We start from the raw sequence: 23,352 nt of genomic DNA, 5'->3' as shown, positions 1-23,352 counted from the left end.
GAGAATACTATGGAAAGAGAAAAAGCTTTGGAACTGCTTAAGAAGCATGTTAAGAATGAAAACCTGGTGAAACACTGCCTTGCGTCGGAGGCCGTAATGCGGGCGCTGGCCCTGAGACTTGGCGCGGACGCGGAAATATGGGCTATGGCGGGCCTTCTGCACGACATAGACGTGGAACTTACCGGAGGCGATTTGAAACGGCATACGCTGGAAGCTGAAAAAATATTAACAGAAAACGGACTCGCTCCGGAGATCATTGAAGCCGTTAAAATGCATAATGAGACCGCTCACGGTAAATCCAGGGCTGAAATTTTCCATAAAGCTTTGGCTGCCGGTGAAACAATTACCGGCCTTGTTACCGCCACCGCGCTGGTTTACCCCGATAAAAAACTTTCAAGCGTTAAGACCTCTTCGGTTGTGAAAAGAATGAAAGATAAGCGTTTTGCCGCTTCCATTGACAGAAGCGTCATTATGGAATGCGAGCAGATAGGTATACCGCTGGAGGAATTTGCCGCTCTCTCGGTTGAGGCCATGCGCGGCGTGGCGACGGAATTGGGGTTGTAACGGCAGCGAGCAGCCATACAGCAGCGAATAGAGAATAGCAAATAGCGAATAGGGAAGGAGTCCCTTATGTATGGCGTAGAATAAAGAATAGAGACTAGGGATTAGAGAAGGGATTTTCTTGTATTTCCATTAAATAAAAACCCCGTCCGCGTAATCCGGACGGGGTTTTTATTTGCCTATAAGGAAATTCCTGCCCTATTCGCTATCCCCTATAGGCTATCCGCTATTTTCCTACTGGTAAAAATACATGTTGGCCGCGCATGTGAACGTGGTAGTGTCAACAACGAAAGGTTCGTCAAGTTTAACGATCTTCGAACCTATGAATTCCTTTTTATTCTCGGTCAGGAACTTTTTGTAGTCCTCAACCTTAGCGGCGGCTGCGGCCTCGTTTACGGCAAGCTTGGATTTGAAGCCGATAAGTTTCCCGATATAGACCAGCGAGAAGGAGGCGTCCTTCTTGACAATGTTAACGCCGGCGTTCTGAAGTACGTCAAAGTCTATATCGTCTCCGTTCATCAGCTGGCGGAGCTGCACTTCGTGGTCCATGTTCTCTTCAGGTTTAGTCAGGTAATAGATATTGAAGGTCGGCCTGAAAATTTCGTTCTTTATGTTGAAGGAGGCTATAGGCGTCATGCCGGCGCGTTCAAGCGGCTCGATCAGCTCGTGCTGGAGCTTTTTCATAGCGACGGGGTCCAGGGCGTCATAGTGCAGCTTCTCCGCCATGAAATCGCGCACTACCAGGCCTTCGGAGGATCCATAATTCAGCACGCCGAACTGATCCTTATATTCGGCGGTCGTAGGCTTGAGGCCGAATTTTTCAAGTATGGGTTTCCACATGTCGGTGAATTCTTTAAAAAGCGCCTCTGTATCGGCGTAGGTGAAAAGCAGGCTCTTTGAGGTCTGGGCGAGTAAATTAAGCTTGGTCAGCTCGCCTGTGACAAAGCCGCATTTAACGGCGTCGTTTTTCGCCGCGCTTGGCTGCGGAAGTTCTATTTTTGAGGTTTTTATCTCGTTTACGGAAAGGTCCCGTAGTTCGGACGCTTTTGCCGCGGAAACACAAAACATTACAGCTGACAGCAGCGCTATTTTTTTCATTAATATCCTCCTGCGATTTTAAATCCACTTATATTTTACCTGATTTCTTCATTGAAAAGTAAGGGCAAAAGGACCTACTGCGCCTGTAGGTACAAAGGCCCATAAGGATTACGTGTTCACCGCACGCTGCTTCTCCCATTGGCCGAAGGCTTGTCCTCTGGCGGAGAGGTCCCTTATAAACTTTTCGGTTTTTTTTGTTAAGGGCGCGGGTTTTTTATTCTCAAAGGGGGTGCCGGGAAGCGGCATGAAAGTATGCGCGTGAATGCGCGCGCCTGAGGGAAGTATTTGTAAAATAAAAGAAAAGGTTTCTTCAATGTCCTTTTCTGTTTCACCCGGCAGGCCGAATATAAAGTCCACATCAGCCCCGAAACCATATTTAGCGCAAAGCTCAACGGCATTGTAAATATCGTCCGCGCTGTGGCCGCGATGTATGGCTTTAAGCACGCGGGGACTCGCGCTTTGCGCGCCTATTACCAGGCGTTTATTGTCGGCAAAGCGTCGGGTCAGCGCAAGGGTTTCTTTTGTGACGTGTTCGGGCCGCACCTCGGAAGGGAAAGAGCCGAAAAACAGGGCGCCCCTGTCTTTTATTATAGCCCTCGTCCCTTCAAGCAGGCCTTTTACGGCCTCAAGATTTATTTTCCGGCCATCCGCAGAGCCGTAGGCGAAAGCGTCGGGGGTTATAAACCTGACATATCTTAATCCCCTCCCGTTCATCAGGCGCACGTAATGAAGCGTGTTCTCAAGGCCGCGGTGGCGGGGTTTGACGCCGAATAAAAAAGAGGTCTGGCAATAAGCGCAGGCAAACGGACAGCCCCTGGTTATTTCAAGAGGTCCGAATCTCCCCCATTTAAGCGAGACAGGCGGGTACGTATCAAGGCATGAAAGCGGCTTTCCTTTTATGATTTTTTCTTTTGGCGGCGTTCCCTCGGAGAGAGACTTCAGAAATTCCGGCAGGGAAATTTCCCCCTCGCCCTGGAAAACATAATCAAACCCCATCGCAAGCGTTTCCCCGGGCGCCCCGCTCGGGTGGGCTCCGCCCGCGATAAGCGTAAAATTCCGGCTTTTTGGGGAAGGGAGTTTTTCAAGCAGAACGCGAATATCGTTTTTTTGCGAGGTAAAAAATGAGAAGGCCAGAACCGCAGCCCTTCCTTTTCGGGGCAGAGCGCCCGCCGTCTTTAAAAATTCGGCTTTATTTTCGGCAAATAGCAGGCGCGGGGCCCCGGCGGGGTTCTTCTCAAGCGCGCCCGCAAGCGCGTTGAAACTGTAATGGTTTTCTTTAGGGCAGTAAAAAACAAGGTCAATGCCGCGGGCTTCAGACTTTAGCTTTTTCATCTTGCAGCCTGGACGCGGCGCGCAGCAGACCGTTGTAAGCGGCGGCCATAGACATGCTGAGCCACGGCAGAAATACGAAAATCTTCAGCGCGTGGCCGATAATCGTCCAGGGCTTGAAGTCAAACGCGAGGGCGGGGCTTTTAAAGCCTCCGGAGATGCCCGCTATTTCAGGGGTCAGTATTTCTATTAAAACAGTAAGCAGTATTATGGGCGCAAGCTCGCGGCGGCTTTTTACGGTCAAAGCGGCGCTTAAGGCGAACGACTCCTTGATCCCGGTGTTTTTATCGGCCAGGGCGTATTCGCTGAAACAATAAGTGAGGTAGAGTATCACCCCCGGGATGATAAAGGCGAGGAGTCCCCCCAGGGTAAGCAGGCCCAGTGCGAGAGAAACGGCAAGTGCTCTGGGATAAACAAAAAAGCCGCGCAGAAAATCTCTTGGCCCGGCTTTTTGACGCCTGTGTAATTTTATGTAAATCAGAGTTAACCCCAGGCTGACCGGCGTGAGTATTAACAGGGAATAAAGCACCATCCAGATATAGGTGTGAAAGCGGTGTATCAGCCAGAGGCTGGGAAGTTTGCACGCTTCCAGCGCCAGCAAAAAAGGCAACAGGGGCGGGAGCATATCCATATACGCGTCCCAGCCGCTTTGCAGCCAGGCAAGGCTTGAGTCAGTTTTGGATTGAGGCATTTTGGTGTCTAGGCTGAAGACTGAAGGCTGAAGACTGAAGACTGAAGACTGAAGGCTGAAGACTGAAGGCTGTTGTGTCTCTGCTTCTTACCTACAGCCTAACTGCCTATAGTCTAAACAACCTTCTCATTTCCCTCCTGCCTTGCGGTAAAGCCGGGCTGCCCGGTATGAGCTTCTGACCAGCGGGCCTGAAAGGACCGCCTTGAAACCCATTTTCAGGGCTTTTTCGCCCCAGCGGGAAAAATCTTCCGGGGTGTAGTATTTTTTTACGGGAAAATGATTTCTCGAAGGAGCCAGGTACTGGCCGATGGTCAGCAGGTCGCAGCTATGGACCAGCAGATCCTCAAGCGTTGTTTCTATTTGCGCGTCAGTTTCCCCAAGGCCCAGCATTATGCCGGACTTTGTGAGGATATCCGGGCGGAATTTTTTTGAATGAGCCAGAAGGTTCAGGGAGCGCCCATAATCCGCCCCGGAGCGCACTTTAGCGTATAAACCGGCGGCGGTTTCAATGTTGTGGCCAAGCACCGAGGGCCCGGCGCAAAGCACGGTTTCAAGCGATGAGAGAATACCGTTAAAATCCGGAATAAGCGGTTCGGTTTTCAGACCGGGGTTAAGCCGTTTAAGTTCTGTGACCGTTTTGGCGAAATGAGCGGCCCCGCCGTCCGGCAGATCATCGCGGGTGGGCGAGGTGAAAACCGCATATTTCAGCGCCCATTTTTTTGACAGCTCCGCCGCGCGCAGCGGCTCGCCGGGGTCCGGCGGCGCCGGAGTGTTTTTTGTGACCGCGCAAAAAGAGCAGGCGCGGGTGCAGCTATCGCCCAAAATAAGAAAAGTAGCCTCGCCTTCGGAAAAACATTTGCCTTTATTCGGGCACAGGGCGGAATCGCAGACTGTATGCAGGCGATATTCGGCCAGTTCCACGGCCGTTTTTAATGACGCGCCGCCGCGCAGGCCGCTTTTATTCTTTTTTACCTCGGTGATGATCCAGTCGGGATATAACATAAAATTGCTGGCTGCCGGTTGTCCGTAGCGGGTTGGAGACAACAAAAGAAGTCTCTTTTGCTGCTGACAACTAGCTACCGGCAACCAACAACACGGTAACGCTTATTCCGTTATTTTTAAATGTAATTCCTTGAGCTGCGCTTCGTCAAGCGGCGAAGGCGACTCGGAGAGCGGGCATGCGCCGCTGGTGGTTTTTGGAAAAGCTATTACATCGCGTATGGAATCCGTGCCGCAGATTATTCCCGTCAGCCGGTCAAAACCTATGCCGATGCCCGCGTGAGGAGGAGCGCCGAAGTCAAGCGCATTTACCAGCATGCCGAATTTTTCGGCAATTTCCGCCGTCGAGTAGCCCATCAGGCCGAAAATCTTTTCCTGTATGGCGCGGGTATGGTTTCTGGCCGAGCCCGAGCCCAGTTCCACGCCGTTCAAAACCAGGTCGTACTGACAGGAGCGTACGTTGCCGGGGTCGGTATCAAGTTTAGCCGTCTCTTCCGGAAGCGGGGCGGTGAAAGGATTGTGCGTAAAAGTCCAGCGTCCGGTTTGCGGATCTTTTTCCAGAAGCGGGAAGTGCCTGACCCAGAGAAAGGCCCATTTTTTCAGGGGTTCAGGCTTTAACTTAGCGATCAGCTCATTGCGCACAAGGCCAAGCTGCGGGGCGAGGGCCGCGGGCGTGTCCGCCGCCGCGAATAAAATGTCCCCCTCGCTGAGCGCGAAAAACCCGGCTACAGCCGCGGTTTCCGCCGCGCTTAAAAACTTCAGTACGGGCGATTCCAGTTTGCCGTCCTTGAATTTAAACCAGAGCAAGCCTTTCGCGCCGGACTTCTTTGCCAGTTCGGTAAGTTTGTCTATTTCCCCCCTGGAATAAAATCCGGCTCCGCCGGGGCCCTTTATTGCGCGCACGGCTCCGCCGGACTCAAGCGCGCCTTTTATCACCTTGAATCCGCAAGCCTTGAAAATATGCGAGCAGTCCCGTATCTCAAGGCCGTAGCGCAGGTCCGGTTTATCCGAGCCGTAGCGCGCCATGGCGTCGGAATATTCGATCTCCGGAAAAGGGGCTTCTATGATGTCGCCTATTGAGGAGAAAATACGGCTCATCATGCCCTCCACCACAACCGCGATGTCGGCTTCGGTGACAAAGGACATTTCAAGGTCTATCTGGGTATGTTCGGGCTGGCGGTCGGAACGCAGTTCCTCGTCGCGGAAATTGCGGGCCAGCTGGAAATAGCGGTCAAGGCCCGAGGCCATCAGGACCTGTTTAAAAACCTGCGGCGACTGCGGCAGGGCGTAGAATTTGCCGGGATTTGTGCGCGACGGGACCACAAAATCTCGGGCGCCCTCTGGTGTGGAACGGGTAAGCAGCGGCGTTTCAATTTCGTTGAAGTCAAGCGAACTCAGGTAGGCGCGCGCCACATTGGCCACGCGGCTGCGGATCACCAGGTTGCGCGCCATCTTCTGGCGCCGGAGGTCAAGGTAACGGTATTTCAGGCGTGTTTCCTCAAGCACTCCGGCGTGTTCGCCAAGGTCAAAAGGGAGCGGCTGGGAGATGTTTAAAATCTCCAGGTTTGAGGCCTCCACTTCAATTTCTCCGGTGGCCATTTTTGTGTTCAGACTTTCAGGGGGCCTTGGGACAACCTTGCCGGTTATTTGCAGCACGTATTCGCTTTTAAGCTCTTCCGCCGGTTTAAAAACCGGACTTTCCGGGCGGGCCACTATCTGGGTTACGCCGTAAAGGTCGCGCAGATTGATAAAAATAACCCCGCCATGATTGCGTTTCACATCCATCCAGCCGCAAAGAGTGACTGTCTGGCCTATATCTTTGGCGGTAAGGCTTCCGCAGGTGTGGGTACGCATGGATGTTTTTGTGGGCGTCATATAAATGCTTCCTGTTGGAAACTCAATGGCTAGCTGCCCAGCTGTCCCGCTGATAGCGCCGCTCTGATTACCGGCACTATTTCCGCGGCGGGCACGGTCTGCTGGTCTTTTTTGTCTTTCAGAAATTTAAGCGCGTAAACCGAATTTTTAACTTCTTCTTCTCCCAGGATGAGAGCCAGAGAAGCTCCCGATTTGTCGGCTGAGCGCAGCTGCGATTTAATGCTAAGGGTGAAATCGGAAAAATCGGCGCTGATATCGGCTGAGCGCAGTTGACCCAGCAAAGAGAATGATTTGGCGGCGGCTTCCGGGCAGGCGCAGACGACAAAAACATTTGCGGTTTTCTGCGCGGGGACTGAATCCTTAAGCAGCAGCGCCACTCTGTCAACGCCAAAAGCCCAGCCCACGGCGGGCGCATCCGGGCCGCCCATGGATTTTACCAGCTCGTCGTAACGGCCGCCGCCCGCCACGGCGTCCTGGCTGCCTAAAGCGCCGGCTTTTACTTCAAAAACAGTCCGGGTATAGTAGTCAAGTCCGCGCACCAGGCTTTTGTTTACTTTGAAAGGCACGTCCGAAGCGGAGAGCAATTCCTGCACCTGCGAAAAATGCCCCTGACAGGCGGGGCAGAGTTTTACGACGGGAGCCTCAATGGCGAGCCGCGGGCCGTCAAGTTTGCAGTCAAGCGCTCTCAACGGGTTCTTTTCAAGGCGGGCCTGACAGGCCTCGCAGAGGGCGGCTGAATTTGCCCTAAGATAAGCCAAAAGTTCGGCCCTGTAAGCGGCCCTGCACCCCGCGCAGCCAAGCGAATTCAGCTCAGCCAGGCAGCCGGATACTCCGGTTTTTATGAGTATTTTCGTGAGCAGGGAAATGGATTCCGCGTCGGCAAAAGCGCTGTGGGCGCCTATGCACTCGGCGCCTATCTGTTCAAATTCGCGGTAGCGGCCGGCCTGAGGCCTTTCGGCGCGGAACATGCTGCCGATGTAAAAAAATTTACCGTTCCCGCCGCTTTGCGCCAGGTTATTTTCAATGTAGGCCCGCACAACTCCGGGTGTGCCTTCGGGGCGCGCCGCTATCTCCCGGCCGCCCTGATCGGTAAAAGCGTACATTTCTTTCTGCACTATATCGGTGGTGTCGCCGGTGGATTTAACAAAAAGCTCGCGCGCCTCAAGCGTTGGAACGCGTATCTCGCGGTAGCCGTAAAGATGGAAAACTTCGCGCGCGGCCGCTTCTATGGCCGTGAACCGGTCAGAGTCGGGCGGCAGAATGTCGCGAAAACCCCGAAGAGAACGGATCATATGCTTTTGCCGGCTATGGATTTCAGACGCGCGGGGTTAAGTACTATCAACTGGCCGCGTTTATAATCTATTACCTTGCCGCGCTTGAGAGTGCTTATGGCGCGGCAGACCGGCACACGGGTGGTACCCATATACTGGGCCAGCTCATTCTGGTCAATGGTTATTTTCACGGGGTTTGTGTGTTTGTCTTTGGAAAGTTCCAGCACCGCCTCGGCAAGACGCCCCAGGATATTATGGAAAAGCATCGACTCCACGTCCTGATTCGCGCGGTGCAGGCGGATCGTCAGTGTATGCAGCAGTTTCAGCGTGAAGTCGGCGTTCTTAAGGATGAGATCTTGGAAATTGCGCCTTGAAATGACCAGCAGTTCGGTGGGTTCCACCGCCTGGGCCGAGGCGGAACGGATCTTGCCGCCCAAAAGGGACATTTCGCCGAAAAAATCCCCTTTTTTGAGAAAGGCGAAAGTCTTTTTCTTTTCAGTCCCGATCGAGGTGAAAATTTTTACCCTGCCCGACTTGACTATAAAAAAGTTATTGCCGATATCCTGTTTTAAAAATATTATCTCCCCGCTTTTGCATTTGCGTTCGCGGGCTATAGAAAGGATATGGTTTATTTCTTTTTTGTGTAATCCCTTTAAAAAAGGCACTTGTGTCAGTATTTTTGTAAGCATGGTTTATTTTCTCTCTTTAACAAGCTTCAGTTCCATACCCGCATTCGGAGCATTTCCCCGGTTTATCGCTTTCCCCTCTTGGGCAGCCCGCGGGGCAGACATCGTTTGCGTCTTTTTCGCTTCCTGATTTTTCTGAAAAGCCGCTATGTATATAAATTATACAAATAATAAAGCGGCCTCTAAACCGTCAGATTCCCGTGTTCTAAGTAAGCAAATCTGCAGGAAATATAAGGGAATTACCGGCACTGTTTTCCAAACAAACAGCGGTAAACCGGCGGGGCATAATTGCTTTCATCCCCGCAATCTGCAGACGGGCATCCATTGGGAAATAAGAAGTTATTGGATCCCCGCTAAGGGATTGCGTGAATGGCAGATGTTAAATCTGTAGGAAACATGAGACCTTTATCGTGAGCCGGTCGCCCGCATTTTAAGCTCTGGACGCCCTCAAATTCGCTGAAAGTAAGCGTTCTCGATGGGCTTGGGGAGGAATACAGCGGAAGTGTCCGTGACTTTGTTGTCTTGCGGCCCTAACCCCAAAGCGATTACCATTTTATTACCGAAGCCGTCTGGTTCTCCGGGGGGCGCAACTGCCTCAGGGAGTCGAACTTTATGCCGTAGCGCAAAAGATTCTTCTCTTTCCTGGTCCACACCACATGTGCCTTAACCTCTATCACGCTCTTGTCCATAAACCTCAGCCGCGCGCCGAACCTACCCGCTATCGGAAGAGGGTCTCCCATCGAGAACGAAGCCCCTGTAGCGGAAACATCGATAAGGCGGCTGGAAACGGCGACCTCCCCCTCCATGTCGAGAATATCGATCACCGTATTATGCTTTATGCGCGCCGCGCGCCGCTTTTCCTTCCCGTTCATGGAAATCTCCGTTCACTCGTCGCGTTAGGGGCGGTTTGCCCGCCAGCCGGCTTCATAGCGGTTTGTTTATATTCCTTCTTTTTTTAAAAAGCCGGCTATATATATAAATTATACAAATAAAAAATAGTCACCTGAACTGCCGGATATCCTGGCTTTTCGGTGCGCTTTATGTTTTGTACGAAGACTGGAAAATTAATTATATAATTGTAAACCGGCGGTAAAATATGTTCGCGCCCGCTGTGGAACCCGCGACAGGAGGCTGTATGAAAGTTTTGATGACTGTTCCGTTATTTTTAATCCTTATCGTTCCTTCACCCACGCCGGCGGCCTCAGGCCGCGCCTCCCAGTCTAAAAAATCTGTTCCGGCAGCTCCCCTGGACCTTGCCCCGCAAGGAAAGAAGAACCTTTTGCCCGGCGGCGGCTGGTTCACATGGAAATTTGACAAAAAACCCGTACTGGGTACGCTCATAATAAAAGTGCAGGTTTTTTCAAAAGAGGGAAAGCAGGAAAAATCTTATGTGATAATCGGCGAGTGCGGCATGCCCGCAATGCGGGACCACGACTCAGGGGTAAAAAAGTTCCTGCTGAGCAAAAAGGGCGACTACCTTCTGCCGGTGGATGTTGTAATGCCCGGAGAATGGGAAGTGGTTATACGCGTAAAAAAGGCCGGCAAGGAAATATACGCCGGCAAGGTCAGGTTTAATGTTTAAAGGCCTTTTATTAACTATATTAGCCTTTGCAGTTCCTGTCGCAGCGGGGGAAGGATTGTTTTATCTGGAAGCGCAGGCTGTGGGCGGCTATTCCTCACTGGCAAAAAGCCTCGTTTATCATTCCATGTCGGCGGACGAGGCCATGCAGCGCTCTTCGGCGGGTTTTGACCTTATACGAAAATTTTCTTCCGGCTCAGGCGACACCGGTACGCTGGCCCTGCAGGGGCGCCTGGCCTGGGACCCCGACGCGCATAACCGCCTTGCGCCGCAGGTTTATAACGCCTACTATCGCTTTAAAACACCCTGCGCTTATGTCTGGGTTGGCCATAACAGGACGGCGGCCGGGCTTGAATCCTACTTTGACACTCATGCCGCGCTTTTACAGGCTCTGCCGATGTACGGCTATGGTTTTGACCGGGATTGGGGCTTGGGAGCTTCGCGCGATTTTAACTGGGGTGACGCGGCAATTTCTATGACCTCCGGCAGCGGCATGCGTTTAAGAACGACCGGCAATTATCTGCTTTCAGGACGGGTTGCAAAAGGCGCGCTCAGCCGGGACAACTATACCAGCGGATTATATGTATCTATCGGGCGTGTGCCCGAAACAATAGGTTACCGCCTGATTGACGGAGAAGAAAAAACTTACAGCGCGGTCGGGACTGATTTTTCACTGTTTTGGGACCGCTGGGAACTTCGGGCCGATCTGCGCGGCGGCAGGCAGCGCGGCATGACTTATCTGGCCGGGCTCGGACGCCTTGGTCTTAACCTGCTTGAGGAGAACCGCCTTAGGCTTGAGGCGCAGGGCGTTTATTCGGGCATGAAAGACATGGAGTCCTGGACGCTGGCCTCGGGCTTCTCTTACGCGCTGACGCCTGACCTGACCTGGAGAGCCATGTTTGAATACGAAGACGCGATAAGCGACAAGCGCGTAATCACCCAGCTTTACTATTATCTGCCCCTATAGAAAAAGGTCGTGAGAAAAGCATGAAAAAATATACTTTTACTTTAATACTCTTTTTCCCCCTTCTCTTTCTCTTTTCCCCCCGCGCTTTTGCCGCCGTGGGGTGCGACCTGAACGACCCGGACCGCGATGTGGCACGCCTTTTTCCTTCTTCCACCGGCTATAAAACGCGCTATCTTTCCGTGAAGACTTCCGGCGGCGACAAACTGCTTGCCCGCGTTGAGGAGCGCCTGGGAGACAAATTCAGGGGACTTTATGAAAATATCGAGGTGCCCTATACCCTCTATGATATCTTCAGGGGCACTGAAACGCTTGGCTATATACATGGCGTGAACCAGAAGGGCGAATACGGCGGCATACAGGTTTTTCTGGCGCTGGACGCGCGGGGAGTGATAAAGGCGTTTTACATACAAAAGTTAACCTCCCGCGCGGCTAAAGAACTGCGTTCAAAGGAATTTGGAGCGCAGTTCGAAGGGTTGGCGCTGAAGGACTTTGAACATTACGCCCCCCTTTCCGGCAAAAGTTCCGAAAGTTCGGCGGTATCCAAAATAAAAGTTTCCTCCAAAGCCGGGAAAGATTTTTTGAGCGTTATGCGGGCGGTAAAGAAAAACCTTATTCTTATGGACGAGTTCGTCTTCGCAAAAAGGGAAAAATGAACATATATTCCGTAGCATATAAGAATCTGCTTAGAAAAAAAACGCGAGCCGCGCTTACGGCCGGGGGCATAGCTTTATCAGCCTGGGTACTGGCCACGCTGCTCGGTTTCAACCGCGGTTATGAGAACGGCCTCAACCGCGACATAGACAACATGGGTTTTCAGGTGCTGCTGACGGCCAAGGGCTGTCCCTACGAAGCCGCCACGCTGATGCTGAAGGGCGGCACGGGGCTGCGCTATATGCCGGAGAGCGTGGTGAAAACCGTTTACTTAAATCCCGAGGTGGAGAAAGTCACGCCAATGCTGATGCAGGGCGTCTTTGACCCGAACAAGGGTGAGAACGGCGCCATAGCGGCGTATCTTGGGGTGGACGCGGCCACTTTTCCTTCCATGAAGGGCTATCTGGAGTTTAAGCAGGGCGGCTGGTTCACGGACAACAGCGCTTATGAGGCCGTTATGGGTTTTGAAGCGGCCGAACTTGAACAGCGCGAAGTGGGCGACAAACTGCTTATTCCCGGAGTGGACAAGGAACTTATAGTAAAAGGCATACTCAAGCGTTCAGGCACCCAGGACGACGGCACCATTTTCCTGCCCATAGACGCGGTGCGGAAGATCTTCGGCAAGCAGGGCAAACTTACGGGGCTTGGCATTAAGGTAAAAAAGGACGCGGATATGGCGGCTTTTGAGAACAAGCTTTATGACCTGCCGGATGTGCAGGTGGTGTCTATGGCGCAGGTTAAGACTACCATAATGAGCCTTGTAAACAGCGCCCGCGTTATAGTGATGGGCATAGCCATTATAGCGGTCATAATTGCCATGGCCGGAGTTATAAATACAATTCTGATGTCCGTAATGGAGCGCTACGCCGAAATAGGCATTATTAAAAGCATGGGAGCCATGCCGCTGGACATTTTTAAAATGATATGGACGGAAACGGCCATGTTGTGTTCGTTGGGCGGAGCCGGCGGTATTTTGCTTTCTTTCCTGACGGCGCGCGCCTCCGAATCGGCGGTCAGGTATTTCCTGCCTTACGCGCCCAACGGCAGTTTGATAGCGCTTGACTGGCGCATCTGCCTGTTCGCGTTTCTGCTTATAGTGATAGGCGGGCTTTTAAGCGGGATATATCCCGCCTGGCGGGCGGCGCGGGTGCGGCCGCTTGAGGCTATACGCATAGAGGGGGAGCAATGAGCATTGTAATGTCGGCGAAAGATCTGACCAAGATCTACCGCCGCGGTTCCGAGGAAGTGCGGGCTTTGGACGGGGTCAGCTTTGAGGCCCGCTCCGGCGAGATGGCGGCTGTCATCGGGCCGTCCGGCTCCGGCAAGACCACGCTGCTTAATATTATGGGTTGTCTGGACAACCCCACCGCGGGTTCTCTGCATGTCGGGGGCGAAGAGATTTTTGGGGGCAGGAAAGAATTGTCGGAGAAAGAACTTACGCTTATAAGGCGCAGAATATTCGGCTATATCTTTCAGAAGTTCTACCTTATTCCGACGCTTACGGTGCGGGAGAATATTATGCTGCCGTCGGCTTTTTACAATAATTCCGCCGCGGGCAGATCCCCTGAAGATGTGATGAAGCTGCTTGGCATTGATAAGAGGACGGGACATTTGCCGGGAGAGCTGTCGGGCGGCGAGATGCAGCGGGTGGCTATTGCGCGGGCGCTTATTAATTCCCCGAAAGTGATTTTAGCGGACGAGCCAACCGGGAGCCTGGACAGCAAACGGACCGGAGAGATCAAGGAAATTCTGCGGGAACTTGCCGCGCAGGGGATGACGGTGGTGATGGTTACGCACAACCTGGAACTGGCCAAGGCGGCCGACCGGGTGATAGAGCTCCGCGACGGCAAAGTGTTTTAACGGGCTTACGCCATTTTTGACGCGATCTTTATCGGTTTGCCGGCGACAATGAAGGATCCCTTGCCACGGTGATGGATAGTGCGCGGGTTTTTCTGTGAAGGATCTATCCAGGCTTTGAGCACTTCCAGAATAAAAAGGTTGTATTTACCGGCCATCCGTCCATCCACCACTTTGCATTCAAGGTTGGCGTAGCATTCGTCTATAAGCGGAGCTTTTACGCATGAAGCGGAGCGCGGCGTCAGGCCGAAAGCCTTAAATTTATCTATCGTTTTGCCGGAAACATTTCCGCAAGCCACAGCCTTCTTCGCTATTTCCAGCGTCGGGATGCTTATCACGCATTCCCCGGTCTTCTTCAGGATATTAAAAGTATAGTTCCTATCGCTTATTATACAGCCCACCAGCGGCGGATTAAAATCTATCATGGTATGCCAGGACATGGTCATTATATTATTGCGCCCTTTGGCCGCGGTAGTGACCATAACAACAGGCCCTGATTCCAACAGGCTGTAAACTTTGGATAACGGGAATGATCTTTTCATTGTTTCGGCCTCCATAAGCAGAATCCTGCGGTTAGCGCCGCTCCGCATTTCCAACGTGTTTTTGAATAAAAATACAGTTTCTTTAATTGAAAAAATAGTGTTAGGGTTTCCTTGACTATCGAAGGTGCGGCGAGGCGTTATTCTCGTCAATTACCGGCACAGGCTGTATCTTTGTCTGCCGCCACGGATCCGGCTTTTTCTCTGAGGAGGGAGGCAGAAGCCCGCGCACGGAGACGGGAATGCAGCGCGCGTCGGGATAGGTGGTGTGGACGGTCTCAAAAATACGTTTTGAAACGCACATATAGCTCAGGCAGGCCTGGGTAACTGGGTCGGCCTGTACGCAGGGATACCAGTCGCAAACTTCGGTGGAATCGGTGTCGGGTTCGGCCGGCACGCCCGCTGTAAAGACCGCTTTTCTGCCGCAGTTGGCTATTCTGGAACAACCGCTGGAATTAGTGTCCAGATATCGGCTGGTCTGCGTTTTGTTGCAGGACCACATCATACAGGATCCGTTCATCTGCTGTATGCAATCGAACTGGGTGCAGACCGTAGTAGTCACTGTCGTAGTTGATACCTCGATACACCCCTGGTCGGCTAATGCCGGCGCGGCCGCCGAAACCGCAAGCGAACAGGCGAAAAAAAGCTTTCTCATTTCTTTTTCCCCCCGTTTTCCGGCGCGGCGCAGCCTTCAACGGCGAAGCCGTGCTTGCGCAGGCCGGAGCAGATGCGGGAGCCGGACACGGATTTGGAATACTCGTTGTCGGTATTCAGCTTAAAAAATTGTTCCAGGTCGTCGGCCGCGCCGGAATAGTCGTCCTTGCGGTAATAAGCCATGGCCCGCGAATGGTAGAGGGGAGCGACTCCCCCGGCTTTTATCGCGCGGGTAAAATCCGCTATGGCCTGGTCATATTTGTACTGGGTGAAATACAGATATCCCCGATGGCGCAACAGTTCGGTTTCCGGGGCCATCTCTATAGCGGCTGTCCAGTCGGCCTCGGCCTTAACTCTGTCGCCGTAGATGGATTCGGCCTGTGCCTTGTGGTCGTATGCGTCGGTGGACTTATATATTTCCAGTTCGCAGGCAAAAATGTGGGCGGCGATCCGTGGATGTGCGTAAATGAGCTCGTGAATTTCAAAGTCCTGGGCGCCGATGAGCGGGATTTTAGACTTCCTGTGCAGCATGTTGTGGTATTCTATGGAGAGGGTTACGGCTTTTGTCCTGAACAGACGCGCTTCTTCGGGAGTGGAAACGCGTTTTTTGCGGAACTCCTTGCGCATTTGCTCCTTAAGGGCGCGCACTTTTTCCATCAGGGGCGGGTCCCGGTCCGTGCCGGCGGATTCCACAGCCGGCTGCGTGGAAACGGCCACAGCGTCGGTGGTTGGCTGTTCGGCGGCTACTTGCGTGCCCGCCGCCAGGCAGCACAACAGCGCCGTAAAAACCGCATATTTTACCTTCATGTGCATATTATATAGCTTTTCCACGGATAGTGCGACAATGCCTGCCGACGCTTATTATTTTCAGGGAAACGGTTCCAGGGCAGCAGGTTATTTCTGCATGGCGGCTATTACTTCAAGAGCGGTTTTTTCCTGGTCGGCGGGCACTACTACCCTGGCCGGGATGGCCGGTCCGAACCCCCCCACTGAGCCGCTTGCATAATAGTCGAACATCACGGCGTCAAGTCCGCTGGATTTAAGTATCTCAAGCACCAGGCGCGCTTCTCCGCCATCCTGCGATACAAAAACTTCCGCAAATTCTTTTTCCGGCATAGGTATTTCCCTTTATTGTTTTTGATATCCGGGGAGGCCGACGGCTTCTTCGGAATGCGCCAGATGAACGCCTTTCTTTACGGAATCGTCAAAATTATCCGATAAGTCATGTTTAGCGATCCGGCGGCGGAAAAAATCAGCCCACCGGAATTCCGCGAACGGTTCCGGGGTTTTATTGTAGCCGCCCGCGTGCCGCACCGCGCTTGCGAGGCTTCTGTACGGGTCGTCTTTTAACGCGGCCACCGTTGAGGGCAGGGCGGAGTACGGAAGGGGCCCGCTGCCGTTCTCATCATAAGGGTAAACCCATTTTTGCCGGTTCATTCTGGCCCAAAATTCATTCACGGTCAATTTGGAGTAGTCGGCCTCAAGCGAGCAGTAGGTGTTATTCTCCCCTATGTCATAAAGCGCAAGGGCCAGGTGGTGATGATCGATAATATAAAGCCTGCCGTTCGGACCTTTCACCGTCGGTTCGGGGTTTTCTTCCTCAAATTTTTTCAGATCATGCCCGCTCAGCTTGTTAAGGTCGTGTTTTTTGTCTTTTACCTCCAGCAGGCCGACGGCGAGCTGTGTCGGGTGAAGTTCGGAAATTTTGCATTTAAAGATTGTATTTTGGCCGCTGTCTTTGGCCGGAGCGAGCGCTGGGACGAGCAGAATTAAAAAACTTACAAGCCACGTCTGAATTGTTTTTTTCATGGTGTATCCGTTGCGGTGTCCTGTGATACTTACAAACGGCGGCCGCCAAGTATGGCCGCCCATACGATATTGTATGTTCTTCCCCGGAATTATTCAAAGGCCTTTGGACCTACTCACAGGCCGCTTTTGGACTTGCCCAAGTTGAACACAGCGGAAGAAAAAATGTCGGGCGGTTTTGTTGCGCGGGCGGAGTTGGCCCCGGACGAGGTTATTGGTTGTAATAATTCGGCATCGCGGCATCTTTCCCGGTTTTGCGTCAATACGGCGCAGATGAGCAAGCGGAGTTTATGTTTTATGCTAAAATTTTCAGACCAGCGAAAGGGAGGTATATTATGGAGATTTTAGAAGCGGTAAAAGGAAGGCGTTCAATAAATTTTTTTGACCCCGCGCGCGGCCTTGACGACGCCAAGCTCAGGGAATTGCTTGAGCTCGCGAACCTGTCGCCGTCCTCGGTAAACCTTCAGCCCTGGAGGGTTATCGCGGTACGGTCCCCCGAAAAGAAAAAAATGCTGAGGGGCCTTGCCTTCAACCAGCCCAAAGTTGAGGAAGCCTCCGCCGTGCTTATAGTGATAGCCGACCCCATGGCAGTTGAGGGAAACCAGGAAATGGTCATTAAAAGTTTTGTGGAGCTGGGTTATTTAAAGCCTGAGATGGCGGAAGGTTATAAAAAGGTAACGGGCGCATATGGAACGCCGGAAAGTCTTAAACGCAAGCTGTTCGCGGTGAAGAATACGGCGTTTTTCGCCATGAGCGTTATGCTTGCCGCGCGCGGCCTTGGGCTTGAAACCCACCCTATGGACGGCTTTGATGAGGCCGGCGTGAAAAAGGCGTTCTCCATAGGCGAGGACAAGATAGTGCCGTTGCTTATCGGCGTGGGCTACCTGAAGCCCGGGACGAAACTTCTGCCCAGGGCGTTCAGGCGCAGGCTTGACGACTTCGTGCAATTTGTCTGAGAAAAAAAGCGGCTAAAAAAGCGCCCCGCCCCCGGTTTCAAGAGGGGCGGGGCTGTCTCTTAGCCCGATCTGTTTTTTTACTTAAAGCTTATGTCTTCGGCGTCAAGGCCCCGCAGGGCTCCTATATCTCCTATTTCCACGGCCTTAATGGTGTTGGCTTGCACCACGGCAGCGGCTTTTTTCTCAGACGCAAGTTTGGGAATGGAGGCCTGAAGTTCCGAGATCTTAGTAACATCCTCGCCGCGTCCGCCGTTCTGGTCGTATTTCGCCATGGTGGTGCAGCCAGCCGGGCTCTGCACGAAATCTTCGTCCCCCCGCACCAGTATTCCCTCTACCGCTTTGGTCTTAGCGTTAAAAACCGGCGAGCCGGAATTACCCCCGAAAGTGTCAAGGTCGGTTACGAAATATCCGGCCGGCGCCGCGTCGCGCACAGTCGCGCCGTCGCTGATCTTGAGCGGCAGGCCTACCGGGTGGCCTATTACAAAAATGCCGTCCCCTTTTTTAAGGTTTTGTTTGCGGTTGACGGTCAGCGGCGTGTGGCCTTTTACCTTGCGGTCAAGCTGGATAAGAGCGTAGTCGGGGCCGAGTCCGCCGGCGGAGGCGGAGGAACCGGCCGCGGGTTCAGCACCTTGGAATCTTTTCACTATTTTCTTGCAACTGTAAACTTCCCCTTCCGCTATTTTGGCGGGAGCCTGTCCGCCCTCCTCTTTAACGGCATAGCCGAAAACCAGTTTGGTGTTGTTGCATTTGGTCTGATCGGTTATGCAGTGCCCGGCGGTAATTACCAGGTCCGCGCCCACAAGCGAGCCGGAGCAGAAAGCGCCTATGGTCTGGTCGCGGAATTTTTCTTCGGGACAGAGGTTGAGTTTGTCGCCGTAATTTTCGGTTGTAAGCGTGTAAGTTTTTGAGGCTGCGTCAAGTACCGCTTTTTTCGCGTCCCAGAAAGAGACCACGGAATCGGAGAGTTTCTGCATATCGGCTGAGGCGGAGAAAAAATCGACCCTGTTGTCTTCTCCGTAAATGCTCTTGCTGCTGCCGTCTTCCGCAAACGACATAAGCGGTAATGCCGAGGTTAAAATCGTTAAGCCCAAAATTGCTTTCAGCGCGCCTTTCATAACTCCTCCGTCCGGTGTTCAATCGTTGATCTTAAAGCGGCCAACTTCCATAATGTTATACAGTACAACTTGATTATAGTCAATAGCCAGTAGACCTATATGGACTTGGGTCAAAGGACCTATGCCGGAATAGGCCTTTCGGGCAAGCGTGGACTTGACATTAACTGGAATTAAGTTGAATTTTTGGGCAGGGATGGAGACTGAGAATAAAAAATAATTTTTACGCTTGATATGGTTTTTTCCTCATCGGGTTAAGTGACAGAGCTTGCTCTGCTTGAACTGAAACAAAAACGGCGTCCGCCGCAGGCGGACGCCGTTTTAAGGTGGTGCGGGACTATCTTATTGCTGCCACTGAAGCAGGGGCGCAAACAGGGGAGCAGCCCGCTTCCAGGCCGTGTCTTCGCTGAAGCTGGCGGCGGGGTCTTTCGCGCTCTTGGTTTGATAGGCGATGGTGCTCAAACCGAAGTTAACGACAGTATTCATCTCGGAATAGGCGATCTTAAAGAAGCCGTTTTCCCCCCAGCCGGTATCCCAGCTGTTTTTCACGATGAAATACTGCTCGGCGTCGTTATACCCCACCAGCAGGACGGCATGCCCGCCTAATTTTTTGCCGGTTGTATAAGAGTATATCCCCGACTTATAATGCATAAAGTCCTCGTATACCATAAAGGCGGTAGGCAAAGGCCCGTATTTAACCAGGGCCGCCTTAACGGTGGCGAGTTTCTTGGCGACGGAACCCCAGGCCCCGATCTTGTAGGTCGCGCTCTCCCAGCCGGGCGCGGCGGAGGAGCAGGTTCCGTCGGTGGCGGTATAGGGATAGACGGTTTCAAGAGGCAGGCCGGTGCTTTGCAGATAATCGGCATCCAGAGTGCCGCCGTTGCATGACCCCACGCCGCTGCAGGAGACCATTATCTGTTCGGAAAGGTCCAAATTCTTGCCGGGTTGATTCTGGGTCACCAGCACGTAGGATTCCAGTCCCCCCGTAAGAGAGAACGCCCAGCAAGAACCGCATTTCTTCTGGTTTCGGATAGGGGTCACATAATTGCCGTTGTTGTCCCGCCAATCCAGGCTCGCGGGAACCTTTGACTCGTCTAAAGCGGGGAGAGGCGGGGCGTTGAGCGATTTGAAATTCAGACCGACGCGCATCATCCATTCATCCATTGACAGATTGGAAAGGGAGGTTTCCCCGGCTACCCATTTACCGCCTTTTTGGTCGATGAGAGTCTGGATAGTGTTTAGCTGCTCTTTCAGATTCCCGGAAAGCTTCTCCTGGCTGAAGGACGGCGCGGTGCCGGCCAGCAGCAACAGAAAGGCCGCGAACCCGGAAACGAAACTTTTCCTGTTGTTTTTCATTCATATCCTCCGTATTGATGTAAATCAACTACCCACAGAGTATAAGACCAAAGACCTATCATACGCAAGGCCAAAGGGCCCATGCCAATATAGGCCCAAGGGCCCATGATAAATGTCAAGTCGTGATTTGGGGGGCTGATAACCGCTTAATTATTTCAGCGACGCCGACCAGCCGTAGGCGCTGTTCACTTCCATGGAACGCGAGGCGGCGCTCATAGAGTCAAGTTTATCCAGATAATGGCAGCCCTCGCAGTTTTCCATCAGGTATTTTTCTGAAATTCTGCCGAACCCCCCCTCGCCCCATTTAGCGCCCCACGAATTGCGGAAAATAAATTCTTTTGCGTCCTGGTCGTAACCGGTTAAAAGCACCACGTGTCCGCCGCAATTATCGCCGGAAGCAAAACACTTCGCGCGCTGGTCGCCGGAAGGGTCGCTTATGCGGCCGGAAGCATTATCTATGTTTTCCATATAAATCATCAGATTCATTACCACCGGCCGTTGTTCCTTAATTATAAACTCCTTTATTTCCGTTCGGCGCACGGCCAGCGGCGAAAACCGGTAGTCCAGTATTTTTCCTTCAATTCCCCTGGGAGGCGTGCCGACGTCGGGATCCGTCAGGGGCGGGACAGGATCGTGCGCTGGCAGCGAAGCTTTGAAAGGCCATTCGTTTTCCGCCACCACCCCGCCGCGTAAAGCGTCAACCGCCACATAACCCGCAAGCCCCGGTTCTTTTTTGTAAGCCTCCAATTCCGGTTTGCCGGTAAAATTCAGCTTTGCGTTGTAATAAAGGAATTCTTCGGAAAAATCCGGCTTAGCGCCTTCGTTTTTCCACACAAGGTATTCAGCGAGGCCGAGCGCCGCGAACACATTGCACACATTACGGCTGCCCTGATGTTTGGCGGCGGAAAATCCGTCTCTTAAATCCACACTGGCGGGGTCGGGGCGGGTAAATTTCCACACCGGGGCGGTTATAAGCTTTTCATAAGAGAATTCCGGATTTGCCTTTTCGGGTTTGACCGGAACGGCAGTTGAAGTCTTAAGTGTCGCCGCGGGAGCTGCCGCAGGTTCGGTCACCGGGGCGGCTTTAATGGCCATGCCATTATAGAGCGAGTCAAAAGAAACATCCTGCGCTCCCGCGCCGGAGCCGAAAGCCACTACAGCCAGTGCCGTTAAAAGAAAATTTATTTTCATATATAAACCGCATTTAGATATTTTTATGCATAACTTGATATTTATCAAAGGGCATAAGACCTATATGACAATAGGCCTCAAGTCCTATACTCTCAGGGGGGAGTGGGCTGCTTTGAATCCAGGATGTAATCTGGACGCTAGCGGTCTAACGGGTTGCATTCCGCAGACTAATAATGATAAATGCGCGGAAATTTACGCTTTTTTTACGCATTTGGCGTATCTATTTACTTGAAATAATCCGAAGGCGGTGTAGACTATAAGTAGAGGAATTAAGTTTTATAGCGAGGTTTGAAATTATGAATTTTACTATTGCCGGAACAGTTTCTTTTTTATTGATGGTCTATCTTGTTTACGCGATACTCCATCCCGATAAATTCTAAAAAGGAAAAAATCATGGAATCTATTGGGACATTAATAGTGCTTGTCATAGTGTTTTTACTAATTAGGGAAACGTAAATGACAGAGGTATTTTATGAACATGTTTGACATTATACAGATAGCGGTATATACCGGTCTTTTGATACTACTTACTCCGCCGCTCGGGGTTTACATGGCCCGGGTATTCGCGGGGGAAAGAACCATACTTTCGCCTATCCTGTCCCCGCTGGAAAAGCTGATCTGTAAGCTGGGCGGCGTTGATCCTGCCAAAGAAATGAACTGGCTGGAATACTCCAAGGCGGTAATCATTTTCAGCGCTCTCAGCCTTGCCGCAGTATTCCTCATGCAGGTCTTACAGGCTTACCTGCCGCTCAATCCCGACCATTTAGGCAGTGTGGAATGGACTAGCGCCCTGAATACCGCTGTCAGTTTTATGACCAACACCAACTGGCAGGGGTACGCCGGCGAAACGACTATGAGCTTTTTCACCCAGATGCTGGGCCTGGCCGTCCAGAATTTTTTGAGCGCGGCCGCGGGCATAGGGGTCTTCCTCGCTCTCGCGCGCGGGATCTCCAGAAAGACCACCGACTTGATAGGCAACTTCTGGGCCGACCTGGTCCGCTGCATTATTTATGTGCTTTTGCCGCTCTCGCTGGTTCTGGCTTTTGTCCTTGTCAGCCAGGGAGTAGTCCAGAATTTCTCGGCCACCCGCACGGTAACCACGCTCGAAGGTGCGAAACAGGGGATACCGATGGGACCGGCGGCTTCGCAGATAGCCATAAAACAACTAGGAACCAACGGCGGCGGATTTTTCAACGCCAACAGCGCACACCCTTTTGAAAATCCCACACCCCTTTCCAACTTTCTGGAGGCATTCGCCATACTTCTGATCCCGGCCGCGCTGGTCTACACTTACGGGATCATGATAAAGGACAAAAAGCACGCCTGGGTACTGTATGCCGTAATGTTAGCCATATGGGCAGGCGGTCTCGGTGTTTCGCTCTATTCAGAGCATGATGCGTCCGTGCGTCTGTTTAACGGCAGGCCGCTAATGGAAGGAAAAGAGACGCGCTTCGGAGTGACTAACAGTTTGCTCTGGGCCACGGCCACCACGGTCGCTTCCAACGGCTCCGTCAACGCCATGCACTCAAGCCTCTCGCCGCTTGCCGGCGGAATGGCGATGTTCAATATGCATCTGGGCGAGATAATTTTCGGCGGGGTCGGCTCCGGGATGTACGGCATGCTTTTCTTTGTGCTTATGACGGTTTTCCTGGCCGGGCTTATGGTGGGCAGAACGCCCGAATACCTGGGGAAAAAGATAGAAAAGCGCGAGGTGCAGATGGCCATGATAGGGATGCTCGGGCCCGGCGCGCTGATGCTTATAGGTACGGCGGCGGCCTGCGTCCTTCCGGCCGGGCTCGCCTCCCTTTCGGCTAAAGGCCCGCACGGCTTCAGCGAAATGCTTTACGCCTACACCTCCGCGGCCGCCAATAACGGCAGCGCTTTCGCGGGCTTGAACGCCAACACGCACTTTTATAATCTGACTCTCGCCTTCAATATGCTTGCCGGGCGCTTTATCTGCCTGCTTCCGGCGCTTGCCATAGCGGGCTCTCTGGCGGGCAAGAAGTCCGCCCCGCCCTCGGCCGGCACTTTTTCCACTGGCGGCTTCCTGTTCGCGCTTCTGCTGACCGGCGTGATAATAATAGTTGGCGTGCTCACTTTCGTCCCGGCGCTGGTGCTGGGGCCGGTTCTTGAACATATGCTGATGGTAAACGGCATCTTTAATTTCTAGGAGA

General features: G+C 52.6%; 24 protein-coding genes. 8 read left to right on the top strand and 16 right to left on the bottom strand.

All coding sequences use genetic code 11. The annotated features are described in order from the left end of the window. The first annotated feature begins 9 nt into the window (after window positions 1-9). Window positions 10-564, top strand: coding sequence for an HDIG domain-containing protein (locus NTX59_08820; protein MCX5785781.1), 555 nt, complete (start codon window positions 10-12; stop codon window positions 562-564). A 231-nt stretch (window positions 565-795) separates the two neighbouring features. Here the strand turns inward: NTX59_08820 and NTX59_08815 are convergent, their stop codons facing one another. The 8 genes from NTX59_08815 to NTX59_08780 form a co-directional block, all read right to left on the bottom strand. Further along, window positions 796-1,659: a hypothetical protein gene (locus NTX59_08815; GenBank protein MCX5785780.1), complete on the bottom strand. Its 864-nt coding sequence runs from the start codon at window positions 1,657-1,659 to the stop codon at window positions 796-798. 108 nt (window positions 1,660-1,767) lie between these two features. Next, entirely contained in the window at window positions 1,768-2,991 is a 1,224-nt protein-coding gene (locus NTX59_08810; GenBank protein MCX5785779.1) for a TIGR04013 family B12-binding domain/radical SAM domain-containing protein, read from the bottom strand. After that, a complete protein-coding gene (locus NTX59_08805; protein MCX5785778.1) occupies window positions 2,972-3,679 on the bottom strand; it encodes a YciC family protein in 708 nt (235 codons plus the stop codon). Before NTX59_08805 ends, NTX59_08810 begins: the two co-directional genes overlap by 20 nt. Before the next feature lie 126 nt (window positions 3,680-3,805). Next, window positions 3,806-4,681, bottom strand: coding sequence for a lipoyl synthase (gene lipA / locus NTX59_08800; GenBank protein MCX5785777.1), 876 nt, complete (start codon window positions 4,679-4,681; stop codon window positions 3,806-3,808). A 102-nt stretch (window positions 4,682-4,783) separates the two neighbouring features. Beyond that, entirely contained in the window at window positions 4,784-6,553 is a 1,770-nt protein-coding gene (aspS, locus tag NTX59_08795) for an aspartate--tRNA ligase (protein MCX5785776.1), read from the bottom strand. A gap of 29 nt (window positions 6,554-6,582) precedes the next feature. After that, entirely contained in the window at window positions 6,583-7,845 is a 1,263-nt protein-coding gene (gene hisS, locus NTX59_08790; GenBank protein ID MCX5785775.1) for a histidine--tRNA ligase, read from the bottom strand. Then, on the bottom strand, window positions 7,842-8,513 hold the full coding sequence (locus tag NTX59_08785) for a Crp/Fnr family transcriptional regulator (GenBank protein MCX5785774.1): 672 nt from the start codon (window positions 8,511-8,513) through the stop codon (window positions 7,842-7,844). Before NTX59_08785 ends, hisS begins: the two co-directional genes overlap by 4 nt. Before the next feature lie 542 nt (window positions 8,514-9,055). Next, on the bottom strand, window positions 9,056-9,382 hold the full coding sequence (locus tag NTX59_08780; protein ID MCX5785773.1) for a PilZ domain-containing protein: 327 nt from the start codon (window positions 9,380-9,382) through the stop codon (window positions 9,056-9,058). Window positions 9,383-9,645: 263 nt separating this feature from the next. On the opposite strand from NTX59_08780, the gene NTX59_08775 reads away from it, so the two are divergent. From NTX59_08775 to NTX59_08755, 5 genes are read left to right on the top strand one after another with little or no spacing between them, the layout of a single operon-like run. Continuing rightward, window positions 9,646-10,092, top strand: a complete 447-nt coding sequence (locus NTX59_08775) for a hypothetical protein (GenBank protein MCX5785772.1) — start codon at window positions 9,646-9,648, stop codon at window positions 10,090-10,092. 55 nt (window positions 10,093-10,147) lie between these two features. Next, the gene (locus tag NTX59_08770; GenBank protein MCX5785771.1) at window positions 10,148-11,056 is read left to right on the top strand and encodes a hypothetical protein; all 909 of its coding nucleotides are present in this window, start codon (window positions 10,148-10,150) and stop codon (window positions 11,054-11,056) included. Between the two features lie 20 nt (window positions 11,057-11,076). Continuing rightward, on the top strand, window positions 11,077-11,709 hold the full coding sequence (locus NTX59_08765; protein MCX5785770.1) for a hypothetical protein: 633 nt from the start codon (window positions 11,077-11,079) through the stop codon (window positions 11,707-11,709). Further along, window positions 11,706-12,896, top strand: coding sequence for an ABC transporter permease (locus tag NTX59_08760; protein ID MCX5785769.1), 1,191 nt, complete (start codon window positions 11,706-11,708; stop codon window positions 12,894-12,896). The genes NTX59_08765 and NTX59_08760 overlap by 4 nt, the downstream gene beginning before the upstream one ends. After that, window positions 12,893-13,567, top strand: a complete 675-nt coding sequence (locus NTX59_08755; GenBank protein MCX5785768.1) for an ABC transporter ATP-binding protein — start codon at window positions 12,893-12,895, stop codon at window positions 13,565-13,567. Before NTX59_08760 ends, NTX59_08755 begins: the two co-directional genes overlap by 4 nt. A 5-nt stretch (window positions 13,568-13,572) precedes the next feature. Here NTX59_08755 and NTX59_08750 read toward each other — a convergent pair whose 3' ends face one another. The 5 genes from NTX59_08750 to NTX59_08730 form a co-directional block, all read right to left on the bottom strand. Next, window positions 13,573-14,106, bottom strand: coding sequence for a flavin reductase family protein (locus tag NTX59_08750; protein ID MCX5785767.1), 534 nt, complete (start codon window positions 14,104-14,106; stop codon window positions 13,573-13,575). Between the two features lie 115 nt (window positions 14,107-14,221). Next, window positions 14,222-14,758: a hypothetical protein gene (locus NTX59_08745; GenBank protein ID MCX5785766.1), complete on the bottom strand. Its 537-nt coding sequence runs from the start codon at window positions 14,756-14,758 to the stop codon at window positions 14,222-14,224. Then, window positions 14,755-15,570, bottom strand: coding sequence for a hypothetical protein (locus NTX59_08740; GenBank protein ID MCX5785765.1), 816 nt, complete (start codon window positions 15,568-15,570; stop codon window positions 14,755-14,757). The genes NTX59_08745 and NTX59_08740 overlap by 4 nt, the downstream gene beginning before the upstream one ends. Window positions 15,571-15,651: 81 nt before the next feature. Further along, on the bottom strand, window positions 15,652-15,873 hold the full coding sequence (locus tag NTX59_08735; GenBank protein ID MCX5785764.1) for a DUF2007 domain-containing protein: 222 nt from the start codon (window positions 15,871-15,873) through the stop codon (window positions 15,652-15,654). 12 nt (window positions 15,874-15,885) lie between these two features. Continuing rightward, on the bottom strand, window positions 15,886-16,566 hold the full coding sequence (locus NTX59_08730; protein ID MCX5785763.1) for a hypothetical protein: 681 nt from the start codon (window positions 16,564-16,566) through the stop codon (window positions 15,886-15,888). Window positions 16,567-16,898: 332 nt separating this feature from the next. On the opposite strand from NTX59_08730, the gene NTX59_08725 reads away from it, so the two are divergent. After that, window positions 16,899-17,519, top strand: a complete 621-nt coding sequence (locus NTX59_08725; protein MCX5785762.1) for a nitroreductase family protein — start codon at window positions 16,899-16,901, stop codon at window positions 17,517-17,519. Window positions 17,520-17,596: 77 nt separating this feature from the next. On the opposite strand, the gene NTX59_08720 is transcribed toward NTX59_08725, so the two are convergent. From NTX59_08720 to NTX59_08710, 3 genes are all read right to left on the bottom strand, one after another. Further along, complete coding sequence (locus NTX59_08720; GenBank protein MCX5785761.1) at window positions 17,597-18,634, bottom strand: trypsin-like peptidase domain-containing protein; 1,038 nt, start codon at window positions 18,632-18,634, stop codon at window positions 17,597-17,599. 339 nt (window positions 18,635-18,973) lie between these two features. Continuing rightward, window positions 18,974-19,987, bottom strand: a complete 1,014-nt coding sequence (locus NTX59_08715) for a C1 family peptidase (protein ID MCX5785760.1) — start codon at window positions 19,985-19,987, stop codon at window positions 18,974-18,976. Window positions 19,988-20,137: 150 nt separating this feature from the next. Continuing rightward, a complete protein-coding gene (locus tag NTX59_08710) occupies window positions 20,138-21,178 on the bottom strand; it encodes a C1 family peptidase (protein ID MCX5785759.1) in 1,041 nt (346 codons plus the stop codon). 472 nt (window positions 21,179-21,650) lie between these two features. On the opposite strand from NTX59_08710, the gene kdpA reads away from it, so the two are divergent. Then, window positions 21,651-23,348 carry a potassium-transporting ATPase subunit KdpA gene (gene kdpA / locus NTX59_08705; protein ID MCX5785758.1) on the top strand — a complete coding sequence of 566 codons (1,698 nt, stop codon included), beginning with the start codon at window positions 21,651-21,653 and terminating at the stop codon, window positions 23,346-23,348. Window positions 23,349-23,352: the final 4 nt, after the last annotated feature.

The organism is Elusimicrobiota bacterium, assembly GCA_026388155.1.
Classification (GTDB): Bacteria; Elusimicrobiota; Elusimicrobia; order Elusimicrobiales; family UBA9959; genus UBA9634.
This window is presented reverse-complemented; position numbering and strand designations above follow the sequence as displayed.

Coding starts and splice junctions, on each gene's coding strand:
- NTX59_08820 (MCX5785781.1), top strand. CDS start 10: ATGGAAAGAGAAAAAGCTTTGGAACTGCTTAAGAAGCATGTTAAGAAT.
- NTX59_08815 (MCX5785780.1), bottom strand. CDS start 1,659: ATGAAAAAAATAGCGCTGCTGTCAGCTGTAATGTTTTGTGTTTCCGCG.
- NTX59_08810 (MCX5785779.1), bottom strand. CDS start 2,991: ATGAAAAAGCTAAAGTCTGAAGCCCGCGGCATTGACCTTGTTTTTTAC.
- NTX59_08805 (MCX5785778.1), bottom strand. CDS start 3,679: ATGCCTCAATCCAAAACTGACTCAAGCCTTGCCTGGCTGCAAAGCGGC.
- lipA (MCX5785777.1), bottom strand. CDS start 4,681: ATGTTATATCCCGACTGGATCATCACCGAGGTAAAAAAGAATAAAAGC.
- aspS (MCX5785776.1), bottom strand. CDS start 6,553: ATGACGCCCACAAAAACATCCATGCGTACCCACACCTGCGGAAGCCTT.
- hisS (MCX5785775.1), bottom strand. CDS start 7,845: ATGATCCGTTCTCTTCGGGGTTTTCGCGACATTCTGCCGCCCGACTCT.
- NTX59_08785 (MCX5785774.1), bottom strand. CDS start 8,513: ATGCTTACAAAAATACTGACACAAGTGCCTTTTTTAAAGGGATTACAC.
- NTX59_08780 (MCX5785773.1), bottom strand. CDS start 9,382: ATGAACGGGAAGGAAAAGCGGCGCGCGGCGCGCATAAAGCATAATACG.
- NTX59_08775 (MCX5785772.1), top strand. CDS start 9,646: ATGAAAGTTTTGATGACTGTTCCGTTATTTTTAATCCTTATCGTTCCT.
- NTX59_08765 (MCX5785770.1), top strand. CDS start 11,077: ATGAAAAAATATACTTTTACTTTAATACTCTTTTTCCCCCTTCTCTTT.
- NTX59_08760 (MCX5785769.1), top strand. CDS start 11,706: ATGAACATATATTCCGTAGCATATAAGAATCTGCTTAGAAAAAAAACG.
- NTX59_08755 (MCX5785768.1), top strand. CDS start 12,893: ATGAGCATTGTAATGTCGGCGAAAGATCTGACCAAGATCTACCGCCGC.
- NTX59_08750 (MCX5785767.1), bottom strand. CDS start 14,106: ATGAAAAGATCATTCCCGTTATCCAAAGTTTACAGCCTGTTGGAATCA.
- NTX59_08745 (MCX5785766.1), bottom strand. CDS start 14,758: ATGAGAAAGCTTTTTTTCGCCTGTTCGCTTGCGGTTTCGGCGGCCGCG.
- NTX59_08740 (MCX5785765.1), bottom strand. CDS start 15,570: ATGCACATGAAGGTAAAATATGCGGTTTTTACGGCGCTGTTGTGCTGC.
- NTX59_08735 (MCX5785764.1), bottom strand. CDS start 15,873: ATGCCGGAAAAAGAATTTGCGGAAGTTTTTGTATCGCAGGATGGCGGA.
- NTX59_08730 (MCX5785763.1), bottom strand. CDS start 16,566: ATGAAAAAAACAATTCAGACGTGGCTTGTAAGTTTTTTAATTCTGCTC.
- NTX59_08725 (MCX5785762.1), top strand. CDS start 16,899: ATGGAGATTTTAGAAGCGGTAAAAGGAAGGCGTTCAATAAATTTTTTT.
- NTX59_08720 (MCX5785761.1), bottom strand. CDS start 18,634: ATGAAAGGCGCGCTGAAAGCAATTTTGGGCTTAACGATTTTAACCTCG.
- NTX59_08715 (MCX5785760.1), bottom strand. CDS start 19,987: ATGAAAAACAACAGGAAAAGTTTCGTTTCCGGGTTCGCGGCCTTTCTG.
- NTX59_08710 (MCX5785759.1), bottom strand. CDS start 21,178: ATGAAAATAAATTTTCTTTTAACGGCACTGGCTGTAGTGGCTTTCGGC.
- kdpA (MCX5785758.1), top strand. CDS start 21,651: ATGAACATGTTTGACATTATACAGATAGCGGTATATACCGGTCTTTTG.